General features: G+C 64.4%; 18 protein-coding genes. 9 read left to right on the top strand and 9 right to left on the bottom strand.

Going from position 1 to position 20,732, the window contains the following annotated elements; translation table 11 throughout:
- Window positions 1-81: 81 nt before the first annotated feature.
- Window positions 82-357 (bottom strand): hypothetical protein, encoded by a 276-nt coding sequence (locus K426_RS05850; RefSeq protein ID WP_066554932.1) that lies wholly within the window; start codon window positions 355-357, stop codon window positions 82-84.
- Between the two features lie 135 nt (window positions 358-492).
- The gene (gene mscL, locus K426_RS05845; protein ID WP_066554930.1) at window positions 493-921 is read right to left on the bottom strand and encodes a large conductance mechanosensitive channel protein MscL; all 429 of its coding nucleotides are present in this window, start codon (window positions 919-921) and stop codon (window positions 493-495) included.
- A 101-nt stretch (window positions 922-1,022) separates the two neighbouring features.
- Between mscL and K426_RS05840 the strand changes: the two genes are divergently transcribed.
- Genes K426_RS05840 through K426_RS05825 form a run of 4 tightly spaced genes read left to right on the top strand, consistent with a single transcriptional unit; the run spans window position 1,023 to window position 3,628 of the window.
- Window positions 1,023-1,625: a LemA family protein gene (locus K426_RS05840; RefSeq protein ID WP_066554927.1), complete on the top strand. Its 603-nt coding sequence runs from the start codon at window positions 1,023-1,025 to the stop codon at window positions 1,623-1,625.
- Between the two features lie 7 nt (window positions 1,626-1,632).
- Complete coding sequence (locus tag K426_RS05835; RefSeq protein ID WP_066554924.1) at window positions 1,633-2,412, top strand: TPM domain-containing protein; 780 nt, start codon at window positions 1,633-1,635, stop codon at window positions 2,410-2,412.
- Window positions 2,412-3,089, top strand: a complete 678-nt coding sequence (locus K426_RS05830) for a TPM domain-containing protein (RefSeq protein WP_066554921.1) — start codon at window positions 2,412-2,414, stop codon at window positions 3,087-3,089. Before K426_RS05835 ends, K426_RS05830 begins: the two co-directional genes overlap by 1 nt.
- Window positions 3,086-3,628: an NUDIX hydrolase gene (locus K426_RS05825; RefSeq protein ID WP_066554919.1), complete on the top strand. Its 543-nt coding sequence runs from the start codon at window positions 3,086-3,088 to the stop codon at window positions 3,626-3,628. The genes K426_RS05830 and K426_RS05825 overlap by 4 nt, the downstream gene beginning before the upstream one ends.
- A gap of 105 nt (window positions 3,629-3,733) precedes the next feature.
- On the opposite strand, the gene K426_RS05820 is transcribed toward K426_RS05825, so the two are convergent.
- The 5 genes from K426_RS05820 to K426_RS05800 form a co-directional block, all read right to left on the bottom strand.
- Window positions 3,734-4,750: an IS4 family transposase gene (locus K426_RS05820; RefSeq protein WP_237230037.1), complete on the bottom strand. Its 1,017-nt coding sequence runs from the start codon at window positions 4,748-4,750 to the stop codon at window positions 3,734-3,736.
- Window positions 4,751-5,177: 427 nt separating this feature from the next.
- Complete coding sequence (locus K426_RS05815; protein ID WP_066554918.1) at window positions 5,178-6,692, bottom strand: Ppx/GppA family phosphatase; 1,515 nt, start codon at window positions 6,690-6,692, stop codon at window positions 5,178-5,180.
- A 5-nt stretch (window positions 6,693-6,697) separates the two neighbouring features.
- Window positions 6,698-8,836: an RNA degradosome polyphosphate kinase gene (locus tag K426_RS05810; protein ID WP_066554916.1), complete on the bottom strand. Its 2,139-nt coding sequence runs from the start codon at window positions 8,834-8,836 to the stop codon at window positions 6,698-6,700.
- A gap of 30 nt (window positions 8,837-8,866) precedes the next feature.
- Window positions 8,867-9,481 (bottom strand): chromosomal replication initiator DnaA, encoded by a 615-nt coding sequence (locus tag K426_RS05805; protein WP_066554914.1) that lies wholly within the window; start codon window positions 9,479-9,481, stop codon window positions 8,867-8,869.
- Window positions 9,478-10,827, bottom strand: coding sequence for a heavy-metal-associated domain-containing protein (locus K426_RS05800; RefSeq protein WP_206377334.1), 1,350 nt, complete (start codon window positions 10,825-10,827; stop codon window positions 9,478-9,480). The genes K426_RS05805 and K426_RS05800 overlap by 4 nt, the downstream gene beginning before the upstream one ends.
- A gap of 43 nt (window positions 10,828-10,870) precedes the next feature.
- On the opposite strand from K426_RS05800, the gene purM reads away from it, so the two are divergent.
- The 4 genes from purM to nadB all read left to right on the top strand — a co-directional run bounded on the left by purM (window position 10,871) and on the right by nadB (window position 15,641).
- A complete protein-coding gene (gene purM / locus K426_RS05795) occupies window positions 10,871-11,965 on the top strand; it encodes a phosphoribosylformylglycinamidine cyclo-ligase (RefSeq protein WP_066554907.1) in 1,095 nt (364 codons plus the stop codon).
- 4 nt (window positions 11,966-11,969) lie between these two features.
- Complete coding sequence (purN, locus tag K426_RS05790; RefSeq protein ID WP_066554902.1) at window positions 11,970-12,920, top strand: phosphoribosylglycinamide formyltransferase; 951 nt, start codon at window positions 11,970-11,972, stop codon at window positions 12,918-12,920.
- 132 nt (window positions 12,921-13,052) lie between these two features.
- Window positions 13,053-13,994 (top strand): ABC transporter ATP-binding protein, encoded by a 942-nt coding sequence (locus K426_RS05785; protein WP_066554899.1) that lies wholly within the window; start codon window positions 13,053-13,055, stop codon window positions 13,992-13,994.
- Window positions 13,995-14,024: 30 nt separating this feature from the next.
- Complete coding sequence (nadB, locus tag K426_RS05780) at window positions 14,025-15,641, top strand: L-aspartate oxidase (RefSeq protein ID WP_066554897.1); 1,617 nt, start codon at window positions 14,025-14,027, stop codon at window positions 15,639-15,641.
- Between the two features lie 109 nt (window positions 15,642-15,750).
- Here nadB and K426_RS05775 read toward each other — a convergent pair whose 3' ends face one another.
- Window positions 15,751-16,596, bottom strand: coding sequence for an alpha/beta fold hydrolase (locus K426_RS05775; RefSeq protein ID WP_066554889.1), 846 nt, complete (start codon window positions 16,594-16,596; stop codon window positions 15,751-15,753).
- Between the two features lie 169 nt (window positions 16,597-16,765).
- Here K426_RS05775 and K426_RS05770 point away from each other — a divergent pair, with 169 nt between their 5' ends.
- Complete coding sequence (locus K426_RS05770) at window positions 16,766-17,920, top strand: serine hydrolase (RefSeq protein WP_066554885.1); 1,155 nt, start codon at window positions 16,766-16,768, stop codon at window positions 17,918-17,920.
- 117 nt (window positions 17,921-18,037) lie between these two features.
- Here the strand turns inward: K426_RS05770 and metH are convergent, their stop codons facing one another.
- Window positions 18,038-20,638 (bottom strand): methionine synthase, encoded by a 2,601-nt coding sequence (gene metH / locus K426_RS05765; protein WP_066554883.1) that lies wholly within the window; start codon window positions 20,636-20,638, stop codon window positions 18,038-18,040.
- Window positions 20,639-20,732 lie beyond the last annotated feature (94 nt).

The raw sequence follows: 20,732 nt of genomic DNA, 5'->3' as shown, positions 1-20,732 counted from the left end.
AGACAGAAAATCCGCAATAAAAGGGGGGCGCCGCGACTTGTCGTCGCGACGCCCCTTGCGGATCTGGCAGCGGCGCTGGATTTAATGCTTTTCGGTCTTTTCAACCGCATCAGCCGCCTTTTCGCCAGCCTCGCGGGTGGCGTCGGCCTTGTTCTCCAGTGCGTCAGCAGCATTTTCAGCGGCATTTTCGGCATTGCCGCTCAGATTGTCGGCCATCGCTTCCATATTATCGGCCTGATTGTCGATGGCGTCCGCCTGATTCTCATACGCGTTCTCGACCTTGTTCTCCTGCTTGGAATCGCACGCAGCAAGCGCGATCAGGCTGGCAAGGCCAAGGACTGATACGAAGGTTTTCACGGCGTTTTCTCCTGTTGCGCCCCCATGGGCTGACGTCATGCGGCAAGGGGACCGGATGCCCGGAACCCTGACGCCCATCAACTGGTCGCGCGAAGGATGGTTCCCGCCGCACGCTCCTTTCGTCGCGGAAACGACTTATTTTTTGAGGGAATCCCTGATTTCCCGAAGCAGAAGCACGTCTTCAGGCGTAGCGGCGGGCGCGTCTTCGGGCTTGGGCATCAATTTGTTCACCGCCCTGACAAGCAGGAAGATAATGAAGGCCAGGATAAGGAAATTGACGAACACGGTCAGAAATTCGCCCCAGCCAAGCATCGCGACGCCCGCCCCTTTCAGGTCCGCATAGCTTTCCGGATTGCCCTTGAACCCGGCGGGAATATCGCCCAGCCGGATGAAGTAGCGCGAAAAATCCGCGCCGCCGAAAACATAGCCGACGACCGGCATGATCAGGTCATCGGTCAGCGATTTGGTGATGGTGGCGAAGGCGCCGCCGATGATCACGCCGACGGCCAGGTCCATGACATTGCCGCGAGCGATGAACGTCTTGAATTCGGAAATCAGCCCCATGGTGAACCCCTTGTCCTGATTGCGATATTGACAGCATGGGCCGTTGCGAAGACTTCCACAACCGCCTATTTCCGTCAGCGAAACAAGCTTAAGGATGTTCCATGACGATCCTGCGCCAACTCCGCCTGTTCCTCCTGCCGCTGTTGGGCGCCTTTGCGCTAACCGCCTGCGGCATCAACAGCGTCCCCGCCGCCGAGGAGGTTGCCAAGGCCAAATGGGCCGACGTGCAGGCGCAATATCAGCGCCGTTCCAATCTGGTCGGCAATCTCGTCGCCACGGTAAAGGCGGCGGGCAAGCAGGAACAGGACACGCTGGTCAAGGTGACGGAGGCTCGCGCCAAGGCGACCTCCGTGCAGGTCAGCGCCGAGGATTTGTCCGATCCCGCCAAGGTGCAGCAGTTCCAACAGGCGCAGGCGCAGCTTTCACAAGGTCTGGGCCGTCTGCTCGCTTCGGTCGAAGCCTATCCGGACCTCAAGACCAACCAGAATTTCCTCGACCTGCAATCGCAGCTCGAAGGGACGGAGAACCGCATCGCCGTCGCCATCCGCGACTATAATGAAGCGGTGCGCGCCTATAATACCCGCATCCGCACCTTCCCGGACGCGATCGGCGCCAAGATCATCCACGGCGCCAAGCCCATGACCCCGTTCCAGGCCACCACGCCGGGCGCGGAAGAAGCGCCGAAGGTCGATTTCGGCAACTGAGCCGGTGATGCTCCGCCGCCTGCTCCTGATCATGTCGCTGCTGCTGTTCATCCCGGCGGCGGCGGGAGCGCAGAGCTTTCCCAAACTGACCGGGCGGGTGGTGGATGACGCCGCCCTGCTCTCCCCGCAACAGGAACAGGCGCTGACCGACAAGCTCGCGGCGCTGGAGCAGCAGAGCGGGCGGCAACTGGTCGTCGCGACGCTGCCCGACCTTCAGGGCTATGACATATCCGATTATGGCTATCAGCTCGGCCGGGCCTGGGGGATAGGCGACAAGGAAAAGAACAACGGCGCGCTGCTGATCGTCGCGCCCAATGAGCGCAAGGTGCGGATCGAGGTCGGCTATGGCCTGGAAGGCATCATGACCGACGCGCTGTCGTCCCAGATCATCCGCAACGACATCACGCCCCGTTTCAAGGCCGGCGACATGCCCGGCGGGATCGATGCGGGGGTGGACGCGATCGGCAGGTTGCTCACCCTCCCGCCTGAGGAGGCGAAGGCGCTGGCGGCACAAGCGGAGGCCAAGGCGCGGGACGCGTCGGACGATGGCGGTGGTTTCATGCTGGTGTTCTGGCTGTTCGTGGTCGCGATCATCGTCCTGTCCATGTTCTCCAGCCGGGGCAAAGGCCGCCGCTATCGCGGTGGGTCCGGCCCGATCATCCTCTGGGGACCAGGCGATTCCGGCTGGGGCAGCGGCGGTGGATCAAGTTGGGGCGGCGGAGACGGCGGCGGCTTTTCGGGCGGCGGCGGCAGCTTCGGCGGCGGCGGCGCTTCGGGGGATTGGTGATGCGTCTGCATTTGAACGAAGCCGACCATGACCGCGTGACCGCCGCGGTGGCCGAAGCGGAAAAGGCGACCGACGGCGAGATCGTCACCATCGTCGCGCGCCGCTCGGATGCCTATCATGATGCCGGGCTGCACTGGGCGATCGGCGCGGTGTTCCTGGCTCTGTCCGCCGCTGCGGCTTTTCCGCAGCAGTTCCGGGCGCTTTGCTCCTGGCTGCTGCAAAGCTGGGAGCATGAGGTCGAGGACTGGAAGCTGCTGACGGTTCTGCTGGGCCTGTTGATCCTCAAATTCCTGATCGTCCGCTATGCGCTGGCCTGGATGCCGCTGCGCATGGCGCTAACCCCGAAAGCCACCAAGGCGCGCCGCGTGCGCCGCCGCGCCATCACCCTGTTCCGCGCCGTCGCCCAGGGGCGCACGCGCGGCAAGACCGGCGTGCTCATCTACCTTTCGCTGGACGAGCATCGGGCGGAACTGGTCGCGGATGCCGCCATCAACGCAAAGGTCGCGCCCGAAATCTGGGGCGAGGCCATGGCCGCGCTGATCGACGGCGTGCGGGAAGGCCGCGCCGCCGACGGCATGGCGCAAGCGGTGCGGCAGGTCGGCGTGGTGCTGGCCCGGCATTTCCCGGCGACCGGCGACAATCCCAATGAATTGCCCGACAGGTTGATCGAATTATGAGCGAGCAGGACATGATCTCCCCCGAAGAAATCATGTGGGAAGGCCGCTTCATCACGGCCAAGCGGCGGGGGCGTTGGGAATATGTCGGCAGGGCGCGGGGCATCCATGCCGCCGTCATCCTGGCCGTCGAGGACGCAGCCGATGGCCCCCATGTGCTGCTGGTCGACCAATATCGCGTACCGCTGGGCCGCCGCTGCATCGAACTGCCCGCGGGACTGGTGGGCGACCATGACGAGGGCGAGGAAGCCGTGCTCGCCGCGACCCGCGAACTGGAGGAGGAAACCGGCTATCTTCCCGGCCGGATGGAATCGCTGGGGGAGTTCTACAGCTCGCCCGGCATGGTGTCGGAAAGCTTCACCCTGTTCCGCGCCCATGACCTTAAGAAAACCGGCGAAGGCGGCGGCGTCGCGGGGGAGGATATCCGCGTCCACCGCGTGCCGCTGAATGGGATTCATGATCGGATCGCGGCATGGCGGGCGGAGGGTTTAGCAATCGATGTGAAACTACTGCTGCTGCTGGGCGCAGGGATGGTGGGCTGAGGCATTCCGGACGAGTGGAAGGCGGGATGAGGGTGGAAGGCGGACGGTCTACTCGCACCGTTTCCTAGAGCGCGCTGCGCTAAATCAGACGCCACCGTACACGACTCATCGGGAATGGAGCGGAATGAGTAGCCGTATGGGAGCGGCGTCGCTCCATGCGGAGGCGGCTTTGGGTTGATCGTTGATAATCCATTGCCTGAGGCTGTCGAAGCCGAGCCGGAACCATGATTTTTGGCGTCGCCCATGGGTTTTGCGCGGGATGGCTTTCATGCCCATGACGCGGGTGGCGCATCGATATGCCCAGATTATAGCGAGGGTGACGACGACGAGCAGACAGTCGAGCTTGCGTGGGTTTTTGATGCGGGTGTCTTCCAGGTTGAGACCGCGGGTTTTGGCGTCACCGAAGAGGCATTCGATGCCCCAGCGCCTGCGGTAGAGATTGAGAGCCTGCCTTGCCTCCGGCTGGTTGGTCGCGACGATCAAAACCTGCTTGTCGGCCAAGCGTTTTGCGGCGATCCGCAGTGGCTGGCTGGTGGCGCCTGTCGTTCCATTGAGCCGCCCTTCCCATATTGCCGTTCCGCCCACCCGCTTTCGCCGCAAGAGCGTGCGGAACGACCATGTTGTGCCGTTAGCCAGGTTGAGGGTCATGTCTTCCTTCAGGCGGATCGCAAAGGGAATATTGTTTTCATTGAGGAAATCCATCCACTGTGCGCCGATGAACTCGCGGTCGGCGAGCAGCAGTTCGATTGAAGCAGCGGGAAACAGGGCCAGATAGCGCTGCATCAAGGCAATGCGCTGATCGGTATCGGAACAGCCCTGATGTCCGATCATGCTCCACAGCAACGGCACTCGGAAACGGCGCGTCACGATCGCCAGCATGAGGATGTTGACGTCGGTCGAGCCGATCTTCCAGTTGGTCCGATCGAGTACCAGGCATTTCTTGCGGGACAGATTGAGCATGCTCACCACGAGCAGCGCCAGCCGATCCGATTCCAGTTGAACGTGCTGGAAAAAGCGCTGCAGTCGGCGATAGCCCGAAGCGTGCGTTGCTTGCCCGGGCAAATGACAGGCCAGATGTGTCAGGTTCACTGTCCGCGATTGCGCAAGCGCCATCACAAGCACCGCCAATGTTTCAAGCCGGCTCTTGCCCAGCCTGAACTGGCGGCATAACGTCTTCATCAGGGCGGCATGACAAGCTGTGAACATCGTAGATCCTCTTGGTCGAGAATCTTCAGTTCAAGCACATCATGCCGCCCTTCGACACTCTGTCGTGTACGGTGATCAGACGCAGGGCGCGCGCTCTAATTCCTTGTTGTCGCATCGTTTTAAGCGGAAAATCGGTTCCCACTTTTCCGCACGATGCTCTAGAAACACATCATGCTCCTGCGAAGGCAGGAGCCTAGTTCCTACGGCGCGATGATCCACAAGCGGCGGAACTGGGTTCCTGCCTTCGCAGGAACACGGATGCGCTCAATGGCTGCCAATGGCCAATTGCCGCCACTAAATGATACCTGCTCCGACCAACCAGCCCGCTCTCTCCACCCAATCCCTACCAAGCCAGGCGGTACTTCACGCCCATGGCCTGCGCGAGTTGACGCTGCCGCCGCTCCACCGCTTCCCCGAACAGATCGGCGTCCACGCCCCGCAACCGCAGTTCGAGCACATTGCCCTCCATCTCCAGCCGGGAGGCGAGCAGCGGCCCTTCGACCCCGCCGGAAAGCCGCTGGCCCAATCGGATGGCCAGCCCCCATAAGGTAGCGCGCTGCAGCGCTTCGGGCGAAGCCAGCCGCTCGATCCCGGGCGGCGTCGACACGCCGCCGCCGAAATTGCTGTGCAGCGCCTGCGCCAGCATCGCTCGCTCGGCCGCGGTGATGCCCACCCAATTGCTGTGCAGTGCGATCTCGACCCCCCGTTCCGACCGGAAATCGGGATTGGCGCGCCAGCCGACATCCGCCAGCAGGCAAGCCGCCCGCCTTATCCGGCGCCATGCGCTGCCGTCCTCCAGGAACAGGGGCGCGATCCAGCGTTCGATCATGTCGCCATGACCGGCGAAGCGGCCCTGCGCCTCCCCCTCCGCCTCGGCCGCGATCAGCAGCGGATCGTGCGCCTGAATGTCCGAAGGCAGATCGCTGAACAGCAACCCTTCGCGCAGACCGTAAGCCGACACCACCAGCCGGCTCGACTTCAACTGCCGCACGATCACTGACAGCAGCGCCGCCGCGTTGGGCAGGGTCGGCACGCGCGATCCGGTGATCTGGGGAATATCCTTGAACCGCGCCTTGCCGACATGGGACACGATGCGCGTCAACTGTTCGGCGCGCCCGGCAGGCATATCATATTGATGCACCACCGGCAGCGGGAATTGGGTGAGTTCCATGTCGAATCGCGCCAGCGCGCGCCACGACCCGCCGACCATGTAGAAGGGCAGGTCCGCGGGCGCGTCCCATCCCGCCTTGACCAGCATCTTCTTGACCAGCCGCTCCAGCACGGCCGGCCCCTTGGCCCGGATCTGCGGCAGGCGCAGCACGCCCAGCGGCAGCGAGACCGTCTCATGCACCGCGCCATCGCGAATACGGGCGAGTTCCAGGCTGCCGCCGCCCAGATCCCCGACGATGCCGTCCGCTCCGGGAATGCCCGACAGCACGCCATGCGCCGCCGCGATCGCCTCCTGCCCACCCGACAGCAGCTCGACGTCCAGCCCCATGGCCTTTGCACGCTGGATGAACTCGTCGCCATTGTCCGCATCCCGGACAGCCGCAGTGGCGACGCAGCGCACCTCCTGCACCTCCATTTCGCGGCAGAGATGGGCGAAGCGGCCCACGGCCCGCAGACCCCGGTCCATCGCCTCCGGCTCGATTCGCCCGGTCTTGCCCAGCGACGCGCCCAGCCCCGCCATCACCTTCTCGTTGAAGAGGATGAAGGGAATGCGGCGCGGCCCGTCATAAACGACCAGACGCACGCTGTTGGAGCCGATGTCGATGATCGCCGTGCGCGCCTTGGCCTGCTGCGGCGACGTCGCCATGCCGGGGGCGAGCGCCCGGACCTGGCTCAGCATGGAATTCATGGACCTCAGGCCCGCCCGCGCAGGCGAAGGGTCGGCACCGCCCCGCTGTCCAGCGACGCGCCGCGGCCCGACAGCGATGGGTTGGTCATGAAATAGCGGTGCAGGTTGAACGGCCGGTCGGTCGCCTCGACCCGATGATATTGGCCGTCGCAATCCAGTTCCCAGCTCTGCTCGGTGTCGATCAGGTTGGCGACCATCACCTGGTCGAGAATCTGGTCGTGCACGGTCGGATTCTCGACCGGCGCCAGAAACTCCACGCGCCGGTCGAAATTGCGCGGCATCCAGTCGGCCGAGCTGATATATACCTTGGCGCCATTGTTCGGCAGCGCCTTGCCATTGCCGAACACGGTGATGCGGCTATGTTCCAGGAAGCGGCCGACCACCGACTTCACCCGGATATTCTCCGACATGCCCGGAACGCCCGGCCGCAGGCAGCAAATGCCCCGCACGATGAGTTCGATCTGCACGCCCGCATTGCTCGCCGCATAAAGCTTTTCCATGATCGCCGGGTCCACCAGCGAATTCATCTTCGCCCAGATGGTTCCCGGCCGCCCGGCCCGGACATGCTCGATCTCCGCATCGATCAGCTCGCACAGGCGATTGCGCAGGTCGCGGGGCGACATGACCAGCTTTTCCAGCCGCTGCGGTTCGACATAGCCGGTGATGTAGTTGAACAACGCCGCCGCATCGCGACTATAGGCCGGGTCAGCCGTGAAGAAGCTCAAATCGGTATAGATGCGCGCCGTCACCGGATGATAATTGCCCGTGCCGAAATGGCAGTAGCTGCGGAACTGCCCGCCTTCGCGCCGGACGATCATCGACACCTTGGCGTGGGTCTTCCAGTCGATGAAGCCATAGACCACCTGCACGCCCGCGCGTTCCAGCGCGTCGGCCCACATCAGATTCTGCTCCTCATCGAAGCGGGCCTTGAGTTCCACCACGGCGGTCACCGACTTGCCCGCCTCCGCCGCGTCGATCAGGGCGCGGATGATCGCGGACTGCTTGCCCGCGCGGTAGAGCGTCTGCTTGATCGCGACCACATCGGGGTCGGATGCCGCCTGTTTCAGAAACGAAACAACCACGTCGAAGGCTTCGTAGGGATGATGGACGACAATGTCCTTCGCCCGGATCGCGGCAAAGCAATCCCCGCCATATTCGCGGATGCGCTCCGGAAAGCGCGGGGCATAGGGCTCGAATTTCAGGTCGGGCCGGTCCTCTTCGACAATCCCGCTCAGGTCACCGATCCCGACGAACCCCTCCACCTCCGCGATGATCGCCTCATGGCCCTGGAGCATGTCCTGCAACATCTCCTCGACCGGCTCGGGGATGCGCTCCTCTATCTCCATGCGGATCACACGGCCCCGCCGCCGGCGCTTGATCGCGCTGCGGAAATAGCGGACTAGATCCTCCGCCTCTTCCTCGATCTCGATATCGCTGTCGCGGATGATGCGGAACACACCGCTGTTGCGCACCCGATAACCGGGGAAGAGATCGGCGGAAAAGCGCCGGATCACCGCCTCCAGCGCCATATAGCGCGCCGTTTCCCCCGGCATCCGCACGAAGCGGGCGAGCGAGGACGGGATCATCACCAGTTCGCGAATCGATTCCTTGTCCGACAACCGTTCCAGATCGAAGACGATCGACAGCCCCTGATTGGGGATGAAGGGGAAGGGATGCGCCGGGTCCAGCGCCTGCGGCGTCAGGATCGGGAAGACTTGCGTCAGGAAATGCTCCCGCAGCCAATTCTCGCAGCTCGGGTCGAGCGCGCTGGATGGGCCGATGACTTCGATCCCCACCTTCCCCAGTTCGCCGTGCAGTGCGCCCCAGACCTTCTGCTGCGCACCCATCAGCCGGGCGGTTTCATCGGTAATGGCGGCCAGTTGCTGCGCCGGGGTCAGCCCATCGGCGGAGCGCATGTCGACATCCTGCAACTGCTGACCCTTAAGGCCCGCCACGCGTACGGAAAAGAACTCATCCAGATTGGCTCCGGAAATCGACAGGAACCGCAGGCGCTCCAGCAGGGGATGCGCCCGGTTCATCGCTTCCTCCAGCACGCGCTGGTTGAAAGCCAGCCAGGACAGCTCCCGGTTGAAATAGCGGTCGCCGGGCAGGGTCAGGCTGGCGGAGGGGTCAGCTTCGGCCACATATCTCTCATATTTTTCAGAACCGGATGGTCAGTCCGGGACTATAGGCAAAAATCCCGCGCCTTGCAGGACATCTTTCGCCATAGCGATAGAAATCTTACGCCCGGATGACAATGCGGCCTCGTCCAGCAGCCGCGTGACCGCTGCGATCGACGCATAGCTGCGCTCAATCCGCCGCAGCAGCCAGTCGGGCAGATCGGCGGCATATTTGGCGCCCGCGACGACGAAAGACCGCTCGATCAGCGCATGGGCCAGCGCCTCGTCCGGTTCCTCCAAAGCGACATGCGGCACCGCGGCAAGGCGGGAGCGAAGATCGGGCAGCACCACCGGCCATTGCTCCGGCGGAACGTCACCGATCATCAGCAATGGCCGCCGCGTCGTCTGCGCCTCGTTCCAGGCGTTGAACAGCATCTGTTCGTCCTGCCCAGGCGCGTCGTCGATCACGGCGCCGCCGCTCATCGCGACGAAATGGCGGCCCAGGGTGGAGCGGCCCGACAGAGGCGGCCCTGTCAGCACGCTGATCGCCAGCGGCCAGCCCTGCCAATTTTCCAGATGGCGAACGGCGATGCGGTTGGCTTCGCTGACCAGGAATTCGTCGCCCGCTCCCTGGCCCGGCCGGTCGAACGGCAGGCTGATCTGTCTCATTGTGCCGGAGCGGCTCCCGTCGCAGCGGCGCGGCGGATGCGCAGCGTATTGCCGGACACCGCGACGCTATAACCCTTCGCCGCCAAAGCCGCTCGCAGCGCATCGACCGTGCCGTCGAAGCTCACCTGCATGACGGAGGTGCCGCCGAGCGCCAGGCTGCTGGTCGCGGCGGAACGGACTCCCGCGATGGAGCGCAGCGCCGCCTCGCCCTGCGCCACCGATCCGACATCGGGCGTGTCGAACTGAATCGAGAAGCTGCCGGTCGTGGCGGCCGGCGTGGGCACGTCCAGGGTTTCCACCGGCAGATCGGCTGCATTTTCGATGGCCAGAGCGTCAGGATCGACCGGCTCCTCGATAATCAGCGACGGATCGGGCCGCAGACGGCCATCGTTCAGCGCCTGCGTGTAAAGCTGGTCGATCCGCTGCGTCGCCTGATCCAGCATCTGCGGGATGGCGCTGTCATTGGAGGCGCGGAGCGAAAAGCTGCCGATCAGGCTGTTGTCCGGGCCATAGCGCGCGGTGAAGGTGCCGGTCACGGGGCCGCCGGGATATTGGCGATCCAGCCGGGCCATGGGAATCACCACGTCGGCCGCGCCATATTGGTCCAGCAGCACCCGCCACCACAGCCGCCCGCGCCGCCCGATCTGCCCCGCGTTCAGCAGGATCGGATCAGCGATCGAGCCCGCCACGCGCACATAATCGATCGCGCTGTCGCCGGTGCGGAACCGCGCCCAGGCCTTCTGCCATTCATTGATGCGCTCATAGGACACGGCCGATCCGCCATCCCACATCACCGGGATCACCAGCAAAGGCGGCGAATGCACCACATTGCTGCCGGTAACGCCCAGCAACTGCCCGGTGCGCGCCCGGTCGAACATCACCCCCAGCGTCGCCACATAGCGGTTCGGCCCGGCCTGCTCATATTCGATCTCAATTCCGGAGATCATGCCTTCCAACTGCGAATCGGAGAGCGAGGGCACTCCGGTGCCGCCATGAGTCCGCGTCCAGAGCATCTGCCAGGCCCGCCGCTGCGCCAGACGCCAGCCCGCCTTGCGCGCGCTGTCGGCATCCTTGGCGAAGACGTCGACCTTCACATGGCTCACCTGGAAGTCGCCGCCGCTGGCGATCGGCGGAACCCCGCGCTCCCCCTCCATCTGCGCCACCAGCGCTGCTGCGGCGAGGCCGAGCGCGATCGCCCCCATAATCTGGAGTGGTCGCGCCAACACCCGAAGAGAGCGCACGCGAAACAGGTTCAGAGGCCGAAAAGACAGGCCACGAAGGACATGAGGCACATTCACGCGCGCCCTTTTGGCGAGATTTGCCTGCCCTGCCAAGCGGCAACCCATTTCCCGTTCCGTTTTCTTGAGCTTTGTTCTAGGGCGCGTCCTTATGAGCGACACCGAATCCTATAGCTACGCCAAGGCTGGCGTCGACATCGCCGCAGGCAATGCGCTGGTCCGCGCCATCGCCCCGCTTGCCAAGGCCACCCGCCGCCCCGGCGCCGACGCCGAACTGGGCGGCTTTGGCGGTTTCTTCGACCTGAAGGCGGCGGGCTATGACGACCCTCTGCTGGTCGCGGCCAATGACGGCGTCGGCACCAAGCTGAAGCTCGCCATCGACCACAACGCCCATGACGGCGTGGGCATCGACCTGGTCGCCATGTGCGCCAACGACCTGATCGTACAGGGCGCCGAGCCACTTTTCTTCCTCGACTATTACGCCACCGGCAAGCTGGAGAGCGGCGTGGCCGAACGCGTGATCGCGGGCATAGCGGAAGGCTGCAAGCAAGCGGGCTGCGCGCTGATCGGCGGCGAAACGGCGGAAATGCCGGGCATGTATGCGCCGGGCGACTATGACCTCGCCGGTTTCTGCGTCGGAGCGGTGGAGCGGTCCCAGGCGCTGACCGGCAACAAGGTCAAGGCGGGTGACGTGCTGATCGGCCTCACCTCCTCGGGCGTGCATTCCAACGGCTTCTCGCTGGTGCGCCGCCTGGCTGCCGACAAGGGCTGGAAGCTCGACCGCCCGGCGATCTTCGACAATGAAGTGCTGCTGATCGACGCGCTGATGGCGCCGACGCGCATTTACGTGAAATCGCTGTTGCCGCTGGTGCGGGCTGGCCAAATCAACGCCCTCGCCCATATCACCGGCGGCGGCCTGCTGGAGAATATCCCGCGCGTGCTGCCCGACGGCTGTCATGCCGTGGTCGATGCCGACGCGTGGGAACAGCCGCGCCTGATGGCCTTCCTGCAGGCGCAGGGCCATATCGAGCCGGAGGAGATGGCGCGCACCTTCAACTGCGGCGTCGGCATGGTGCTGGCGGTCGATGCGGATGCCGCCGACGCGGTTACCACCGAGCTGGAAGCGGCAGGCGAAACCGTCGTCCGCGTCGGTGTCGTGGAAGCGGGCGAAAAGGGCTGCACGGTCAAGGGAAGCCAAGGCACATGGAGCGCCAAGGCCGACTGGACCGCCACGCATCTGGGGTAGCCTCATGCAAAAAGCCAAGGTCGGCGTTCTGATTTCCGGGCGCGGTTCGAACATGGCGGCGTTGCTTTACGCCGCCAAGCACCCGTCCTGCCCCTATGAGATCGTGCTGGTCGCGGCCAACGATCCTGAAGCCCCCGGCCTGACCCTCGCCGCTGCGGAGGGCATCGCGACCTTCGGCCAGAGCCACAAGGGGATGAAGCGCGCCGAATTCGACCGGATCATCGACGGCGAACTGCGCAAGGCAGGCGCCGAATATGTCGCGCTGGCGGGCTATATGCGCCTGCTCTCGCCGGAATTCGTGGCCGGATGGGAAGGCCGGATGCTCAACATCCACCCCAGCCTGCTGCCCAAATATAAGGGTCTCGATACCCACCAGAAAGCGCTCGACGCGGGCGACAGCCATGCGGGCTGCTCGGTCCATATCGTGACCGCCGAACTGGACGACGGCCCGGTGCTGGGCCAGACCGAAGTCGCGATCCTGCCCGGCGACACCGCCGACAGTCTCGCCGCGCGCATCCTGATGGCCGAACATCAGCTCTATTCCCGCACCCTGGCCGATTTCGTCACCCGCGAACGGCAGCCCGAATGGCTGCTGGGCAAGGTGCGCGAACGCGTGTTCGCCTTGCCGCAAACGGATGAGGTCACCTCCCACGGCATGCCCTGCTTCGGTATCGAGAAGGGCAAGAAATTCGCCTATTTCACGCAGGATCATCATGGCGACGGCATCATAGCCGTCCTCGTCAAGACGACCGCGCCCGAGGAACAGGCGATGCTGATCGAAAGCGACCCCGCCCGCTATTACCGCCCCGCTTATTTCGGTGACGGCTGGGTCGGCATCCGCGTCGACCTGGGCGACACGGACTGGGACCAGATCAGCGAGCGGCTGGAGCGCAGTTGGAGGGAGGTGGCGCCGAGGAAGCTCACAACCCTGATAGACGCTGCGGACGAGTTTTGAAGCTGCATCGCCTTTACAGTGTTCCGTGCTCCTGCGAAGGCAGGAGCCCAGATCGAACAGTGGGACTGGACTCCTGCCTTCGCAGGAGCACGGTGCTTTAATTTTCCGCTGTTCCCCACCAAATAGGCAGCCATGACCGACACCGCCCCCTCCCCCGCCCCGCCCCCCGCCATCGAGATCACCAACCTCACCAAGGACTATAAGGGCGGCAAGCGAGCGCTCGACAATATCAACCTGTCGATCCCGCGCGGGCAGATCTACGGCCTGCTGGGTCCGAATGGCGCGGGCAAGTCGACGACGATCAACATCCTCGCGGGGCTGGTGAACAAGACCAGCGGCAGCGCAAGGATCTGGGGCTTCGACATCGACCAGAACTCCCGCAACGCCAAGAACTCGATCGGCATCGTGCCGCAGGAGATCGTCTTCGATCCCTTCTTCACCCCGTTCGAGACGCTGGAGAATCAAGCTGGCTATTATGGCGTGCCCAAGGAGCGCCGCCGCTCGATGGAATTGTTGCGCGCCGTGCATCTGGAGGACAAGGCCAATGCCTATGCCCGCACCCTCTCGGGCGGCATGAAACGCCGCCTGCTGGTCGCGAAGGCGATGGTGCACAGCCCGCCGATCCTGGTGCTGGACGAACCGACTGCAGGCGTGGACGTGCAGCTTCGCCAGCAGCTCTGGGCCTATGTCCGCGAACTCAACCGGCAGGGCGTGACGATCGTGCTGACGACGCACTATCTGGAGGAAGCCGAGGAACTGTGCGACCGCATCGCCATCATCAACCATGGCAAGGTCATCACCGACAAGCCGACCCGCGAACTGATCGCCATGGCGCAGGAAAAGGTGGTGCAGGTGACGGTCGACCGCGACATCGTGACGCCGCCCGCCGACCCCAGCTTCGAGAAGATCGAACTGTCGGACGAACGCACGCTGACCATCACCTATATGAAGAACCGCGCCAATGCGGGTCAGGTGCTGAGCGCCGTGCAGGCGAGCGGACTTTCGATCGTGGACGTCGTAACGCGCGACCCAGACCTGGAGGATGTGTTCCTCAACCTAACGGCCGCAGCCTAGCCCGCACATAAGAAAAACGTCAGGACGAAGATGCCCATCACCACCTATGACGTCGTCATCATCGGCTCCGGCGCGGCAGGGCTGACGGCCGCCATCAACCTCGCGCAGGACCGCAAGGTCGTGGTTCTGGCCAAGGGCGCGCTCGACGGTGGCTCCACCAACTGGGCGCAGGGCGGCATTGCCGCCGTACTCGACGCCGGTGACAGTTTCGAGGCACATATTGAAGACACGATGGTCGCGGGCGCTGGCCTCAACGACCGCAGCACGGTGGAGTTCGTCGTCTCCGAAGCTCCCGCCGCGATCGAGCGGCTCGCGGAACTCGGCGTCCCCTTCAACGCCAATGAAGAGGGCGGCGAGGAGTTTGGCGAACGCTGGCACCTGACCCGCGAGGGCGGCCACAGCCACCGCCGCATCGTCCATGTCGACGACGCCACCGGCCATGCCGTGCAGGTCGCGCTGCTGAAAGCGGCCCGCGCCAATCCGAACATCACGCTGCTGGAGGATATGGTCGCCCTCGACCTCATCACCAGCCGCCATGGCGAGAAATATTCGGGCGACGGCCATGTCTGGGGCATCTACGCCTTCAACAAGCAGACCGACCATGTCGATGCCATAGTGGGCCGCGCGACCATCCTGTGCACCGGCGGCGCGGGCCGCACCTATCTCTTCTCGACTGCGCCCAGGGGAGCGACCGGCGACGGCATCGCCATGGCCTGGCGCGCGGGCTGCCGCGTCTCCAACATGGAGATGAACCAGTTCCACCCGACCTGCCTCTACAATCTGGAGGTCAAGAATTTCCTCATCACCGAGGCCGTGCGGGGCGAAGGCGGGCATCTCAAGCTCCCCCCCGGCGTCCCTGGCGGCGGCGAGCGCTTCATGCCCCGCTTCGACGAGCGCGCCGAACTGGCGCCCCGCGACGTGGTGGCCCGCGCCATCGACCATGAGATCAAGCGGCTCGGCCTCGACTATGTCCATCTCGACATCAGCCACAAGCCGCCGGAATTCGTGCGCACCCACTTCCCCACAATCTATGCGCGCCTGCTCGACCTCGACATCGATATCACCAAGGAACCGATCCCGGTCGTCCCGGCGCAGCATTATACCTGCGGCGGCGTGGTGATCGACCTTGATGGCCGCACCGACCTGCCGGGTCTCTACGCGGCGGGCGAAGTCACGGAAAGCGGCCTGCACGGCGCCAATCGCCTCGCCTCCAATTCGCTGCTCGAATGCTTCGTCTTTGGGGAAGCCGCCGCCCGGCACATCCGCGCCCATTGGGACGATCTGCCCTCGCCCCCACCGATCCGCCCCTGGGACGAAAGCCGCGTGACCGATTCGGACGAGGAGGTCATCGTCCAGCATAATTGGAAGGAAATCCGCCGCTTCATGTGGGACTATGTGGGCATCGTCCGCACCACCAAGCGGCTGGAGCGCGCCCAGCATCGCATCGACCTGCTGGCCAAGGAAGTGGACGAATATTACGGCCATTTCCGCGTGACGCCCGACCTGATCGAGCTGCGCAACCTGCTGGAAGTGGCGCGCCTGGTCGTCCGTTCGGCGCTGCATCGCAAGGAAAGCCGGGGCCTGCACTATACGCTCGACTATCCCGACATGCTGCCGCAAGCCGTCGACACGGTGCTGACGCCATGAAAAAAATGGCGCAGCGGTCCATCGCGCTGCGCCATTAGGGGAGGAGTGACGCGAAGGTCGGCGTCGAACTCCTTCTAGCCCGGCTATGACGCCCCGCCTTTGATCGGCGTCAAAAGCCTTTCAGAAAATCGCCCAGCACCGCGTTGAAGCGCGCGGGCTGGTCCGCCATGACGACATGGCCGCTGGGGCCGATGGGCACCAGCCGGACGCCGCGCTTCGCCGCATAGGCAGCGCGGAAGGTTCTGCCGATCTCGCCCGCCTGCGCCGCATCGCTGCCCACGGCATAGACCACCTCCATCGGCGCCGTCAGCCGCGCCAGTTGCGGCCCCAGATCGACATTGGCCAGATCGCGCAACGCATTGGCGATGACATCCGGATCGCTGCCTCTGGCGCCGGGCATGTCCGCCAGCATCTGCGCCAGATAGGCTCGCCCCGCCTCGGTTCCCGTAAAATATTGGCCCAGTTGATCGGCCAGAAAGCCCATGCCCTGCGCCGTGCCGCCGACCATCGCCGCGCCTTCGGGCAACATGTCGACCACCATCAGCCGCCCCGCCAGTCCCTTGAGGCCCAGCATCATCGCCAGCGTGCCGCCCATGCTGTGGCCGACGATCGCGGGCCGCTCCAGCCCCGCCGCCGCGATATAGCGGGCGATCTCATCCGCCAGCGGCTGAACCAGCGGCCCGCTGGCATTGGCGTCTGCGGCAAGGCCCGCAAAGCCCCGGACATGGGCCAGATGCCAGCGATAGCCGGGGAGCGCGCCGACCACCCCGTTCCACAGCCCCGGCCCGCTCGCCAGCCCCGCGATCAGCACGACGTCGCGCCCCGCCCCGCGCGTCGTCACCGCGATTCGGCGGGAAGCGAAGGGCGCTGCCCACGCCTTCGACGCCAGCACACCGCCCGCCAGCAGGGCCGCCGCGCCCTGCATCATGGCCCGCATCATGATCCGTCTGTTCATCGCTCGATTCATGCGCGCTTTGTTGCAGCCTGCCGCCTGAACCTCAACTGAGTTAAGGCACGCCTCGTTCAGCCTCCTTACATCGCATTTGTAGAATCATTCGTCGCATGATTCTTGTCACCCGGCGCGGGTCTGAACCCTAATGCGAAAGGAGAGTGCGGGGATTTTGATGACCATTTTGAAGGGAGGGCGCGGCAAGCGCCCAAATGGCGGCGGCAATAGCGGCTCGGCCCGCCTCGTCCTGTTGATGGCGGCGCTTTCGGCCTGCGTCAGCGCGCCGCAGCAGCCTTATGCGGCGGTCCAGCGGCCGCAGCCCACGACGGCGACCTATCCGATCAAGCCGGTCGCCAATCCGCCCAAATCCTTCCAGGCTCTCGATGTCGATCAGCGGGAAACGCCGCCGCCCGCGCTGGTCAGCGTCGTGCGCAATCTCGGCCAAAGCTTCAACGGCAAGGTCGGCATCGCCGTGCGCCGCGTCGGCAGCGACTGGACCGTCGCCTGGAACGGCAACCTGCTCTTTCCGCAGCAGAGCGTGTCGAAGCTCTGGGTGTCGATGACCTTCCTCGACGCGGTCGACAGGGGCAAGATTCGCCTCAGCGACAGCACGACGATCACGAAGAAGGATCTGACCCTCTTCCACCAGCCGACCGCCGCTTTGGTGGGGAATTCGGGCTGGACCACGACCTATTCCGACCTGATGCGCCGCGCCATGACGCAGAGCGACAATACCGCCAACGACACGCTGCTGCGCGCCGTCGGCGGGCCGGATGCGGTGCGGAGCTATCTGGCGCGGCGGTACATCAAGGATATCCGCTTCGGTCCGGGCGAGCGGCTGCTGCAATCGACGACGGCAGGGTTGGACTGGCGGCAGGATTATTCGATCGGCCGCAATTTCTACGCCGCCCGCGCCAAGCTGCCCCTATCGGTGCGGCAGAAGGCGCTGGACAATTATCTCGCCAGCCCGCCGGACGGGGCGGCGCCCTCCTCGATCGTGCAGGCGCTGGCGAAGCTCAAGCAGAACGACATGCTCTCGCCCGCTTCCTCGCAACTGCTGATGTCGATCATGAGCGAGGCGAAAACCGGCCCGCAGCGGATCAAGGGCGGCGTGCCGGCGGGCTGGCATTATCTGCACAAGACCGGCACCGGGCAGGAACTGGGCGCGCGGTCGACCGGGTTCAACGACATCGGCATCATGACCGCGCCCGACGGCACCAGCTATGCGGTCGCGGTGATGATCGGCAGCACGACCGAACCGATCCCGACGCGCTGGCAACTGATGCAGGCGGTGGCCAAGGCAGTCGCGGCCAACCACGAGGCACGTTGAATAGCTAACCACCGTGCTCCTGCGCAGGCAGGAGCCCAGTTCCGCCGTCTCCGTATCATGGCTACCGTGGGACTGGGTTCCTGCGTACGCAGGAACACAAAACCTTTATGCGGCAGCTCAATCCAGATTCGGCCGCAGCCAGCGCTCGGCCGTCTCCAGATCCACGCCGCGCCGCGCCGCATAATCCTCCAGCTGATCGCGCCCGACCCGCGCCACGCCAAAATATTCGGCCTGCGGATGCCCGAAATAAAAGCCACTGACCGCAGCCGTCGGCAGCATCGCAAAGCTCTCCGTCAGCGTGATGCCGGTCGCATGGTGCGCGTCGAGCATGTCGAACAATAGCGGCTTGAGGCTATGCTCGGGGCAGGCCGGATAGCCCGGCGCCGGACGGATGCCGCGATATTGCTCCTTGATCAACGCCTCGTTCGTGAGCTGCTCGCCCTCGGCATAACCCCAAAGCGCGGTGCGGACATAATGGTGCAGCCGCTCGGCAAAGGCTTCCGCCAGACGGTCGGCCAGCGCCTTCAACAGAATGTCCGAATAGTCATCGATGGCGTTCTTGAAGCGCGCCAGATGCGGCTCAATGCCATGGATCGACACGGCAAAGCCGCCCATCCAGTCGCCGTCATGGCTGATGAAGTCGGCCAGGCACATATTGGCCCGCCCCTCCCGCTTGGCGATCTGCTGGCGCAGCATGGGCAGGGTGAAATGCTTCTCATCCTCGACATGGACGATGATGTCGTCGCCCTCACGGCGGCAGGGCCACAGGCCGCACACGCCGCGCGCCGTCAGCCACTTCTCGTTGATGATGCGGTCGAGCATCGCCTGCGCGTCGTTGAACAGGCTGGTCGCGCTCTCGCCCACCACCTTGTCTTCGAGGATCGCCGGATAATTGCCCGCCAGCTCCCAGGCGCGGAAGAAGGGCGTCCAGTCGATATAGTTGCGCAGGTCCTTCAGATCCCAGTCCGGGAAGCGATGGACGCCGGGCAGGCGCGGCTTGCCGGGCTTCAGGCTCTCGTCAATCTCGAAGCCATTGGCGCGCGCATCCTCGATCGGCACCAGCGCGCTCTGCCCCTTATTGGCGCGGGCGACGCGGACATGCTCATAATCATCCTTGGTCTTCTGGACGAAATCGGTTTTCTGCGTCTCCGACACCAAGGCCGTCGCCACGCCCACGGCGCGGCTCGCGTCCAGCACATGCACCACCGGCCCGGTAAAGGCCGGATCGATGCGCAGCGCCGTATGCACCCGCGATGTCGTCGCGCCGCCGATCAGCAGCGGCATGGTCATCTCCGCGCGCTGCATCTCCACCGCCACCGTCACCATCTCGTCCAGCGAGGGCGTGATGAGGCCCGAAAGCCCAATCATGTCGGCATCATGATCGTTCGCGGCCTTGATGATGTCCTGCCAGGGCACCATCACGCCCATGTCGATCACCTCGAAGCCGTTGCACTGGAGCACGACGCCGACGATATTCTTGCCGATGTCATGGACGTCGCCCTTCACCGTCGCCATGATGATCTTGCCCTTGCCCTTGGCGCCGGGTTCCTTCGAAGCCTCGATGAAGGGCAGCAGATGCGCCACCGCCTTCTTCATGACGCGGGCGGATTTGACGACCTGCGGCAAGAACATCTTGCCCGCGCCGAACAGGTCGCCCACGACGTTCATGCCGTCCATCAGCGGGCCTTCGATCACCTCGATCGGCTTGGCGGCGGCGAGGCGGGCTTCCTCCGTATCCTCAACCACATACATGTCGATGCCCTTGACCAGCGCATGTTCCAGCCGCTTGGCGACCGGCCAGCCGCGCCATTCCTGCGCCGCCTTTTCCGAAGCCGCATCCTTGCCCTTGAAGCTCTCGGCCAGCGCGACCAGGCGATCCCCGGCTTCGGGATCGCTGTTCAGCAGCACATCCTCGCAGGCCTTGCGCAGCGCCGGATCGATAGCGTCGTAAACGTCGAGCTGGCCCGCATTGACGATCGCCATGTCCAGCCCCGCCGGAATGGCGTGGTAGAGGAAGACCGAATGCATCGCCCGCCGCACCGGCTCATTGCCGCGGAAGGAGAAGGAGAAGTTCGACAGTCCGCCCGAAATATGGACATGCGGGCAGCGCTTCTTGATCTCGCGGCAAGCCTCGATGAAGTCGACGCCATAATTATTATGCTCTTCGATCCCCGTCGCCACCGCGAAGATATTGGGGTCGAAGATGATGTCTTCAGGCGGGAAACCAATGGTCATCAGCAGCTTGTAAGCCCGCTCGCAAATCTCGACCTTACGCTGCTTCGTGTCCGCCTGCCCCGTCTCGTCGAAGGCCATGACGACCACCGCCGCGCCATAGGCCATGCAGAGCCGCGCATGATGCAAGAAGGCCTCCTCGCCCTCCTTCATGCTGATCGAATTGACGACCGGCTTGCCGCTGACGCACTTCAACCCCGCCTCAATCACTTCCCATTTCGAGCTGTCGATCATCACCGGCACGCGGCTGATGTCCGGCTCGGAGGTCATGAGCTTCAGGAAGGTCGTCATCGCCTCGACCGCGTCGAGCAGGCCTTCGTCCATGTTGACGTCGACGATCTGCGCGCCGTTCTCCACCTGATCGCGTGCGATGTCGATGGCGGCTGCATAGTCGCCCGCCATGATCAGCTTCTTGAACTTGGCCGATCCGGTGACGTTGGTGCGCTCACCGATATTGACGAAAGTGGCGGTGGATTGGGTGGTCATTTCTTCTCTTCCGTCATTCCCGCGAAGGCGGGAATCTATCTCCCTTACCTCGCGTCCAGACGCTCACGTCTGAGATGAATCCCCGCCTTCGCGG

The organism is Sphingobium sp. TKS, from assembly GCF_001563265.1.
Taxonomy (GTDB): domain Bacteria; phylum Pseudomonadota; class Alphaproteobacteria; order Sphingomonadales; family Sphingomonadaceae; genus Sphingobium.
The sequence above is the reverse complement of the archived record's forward strand: the minus strand, read 5'-3'. Positions and strand labels throughout refer to the sequence as shown.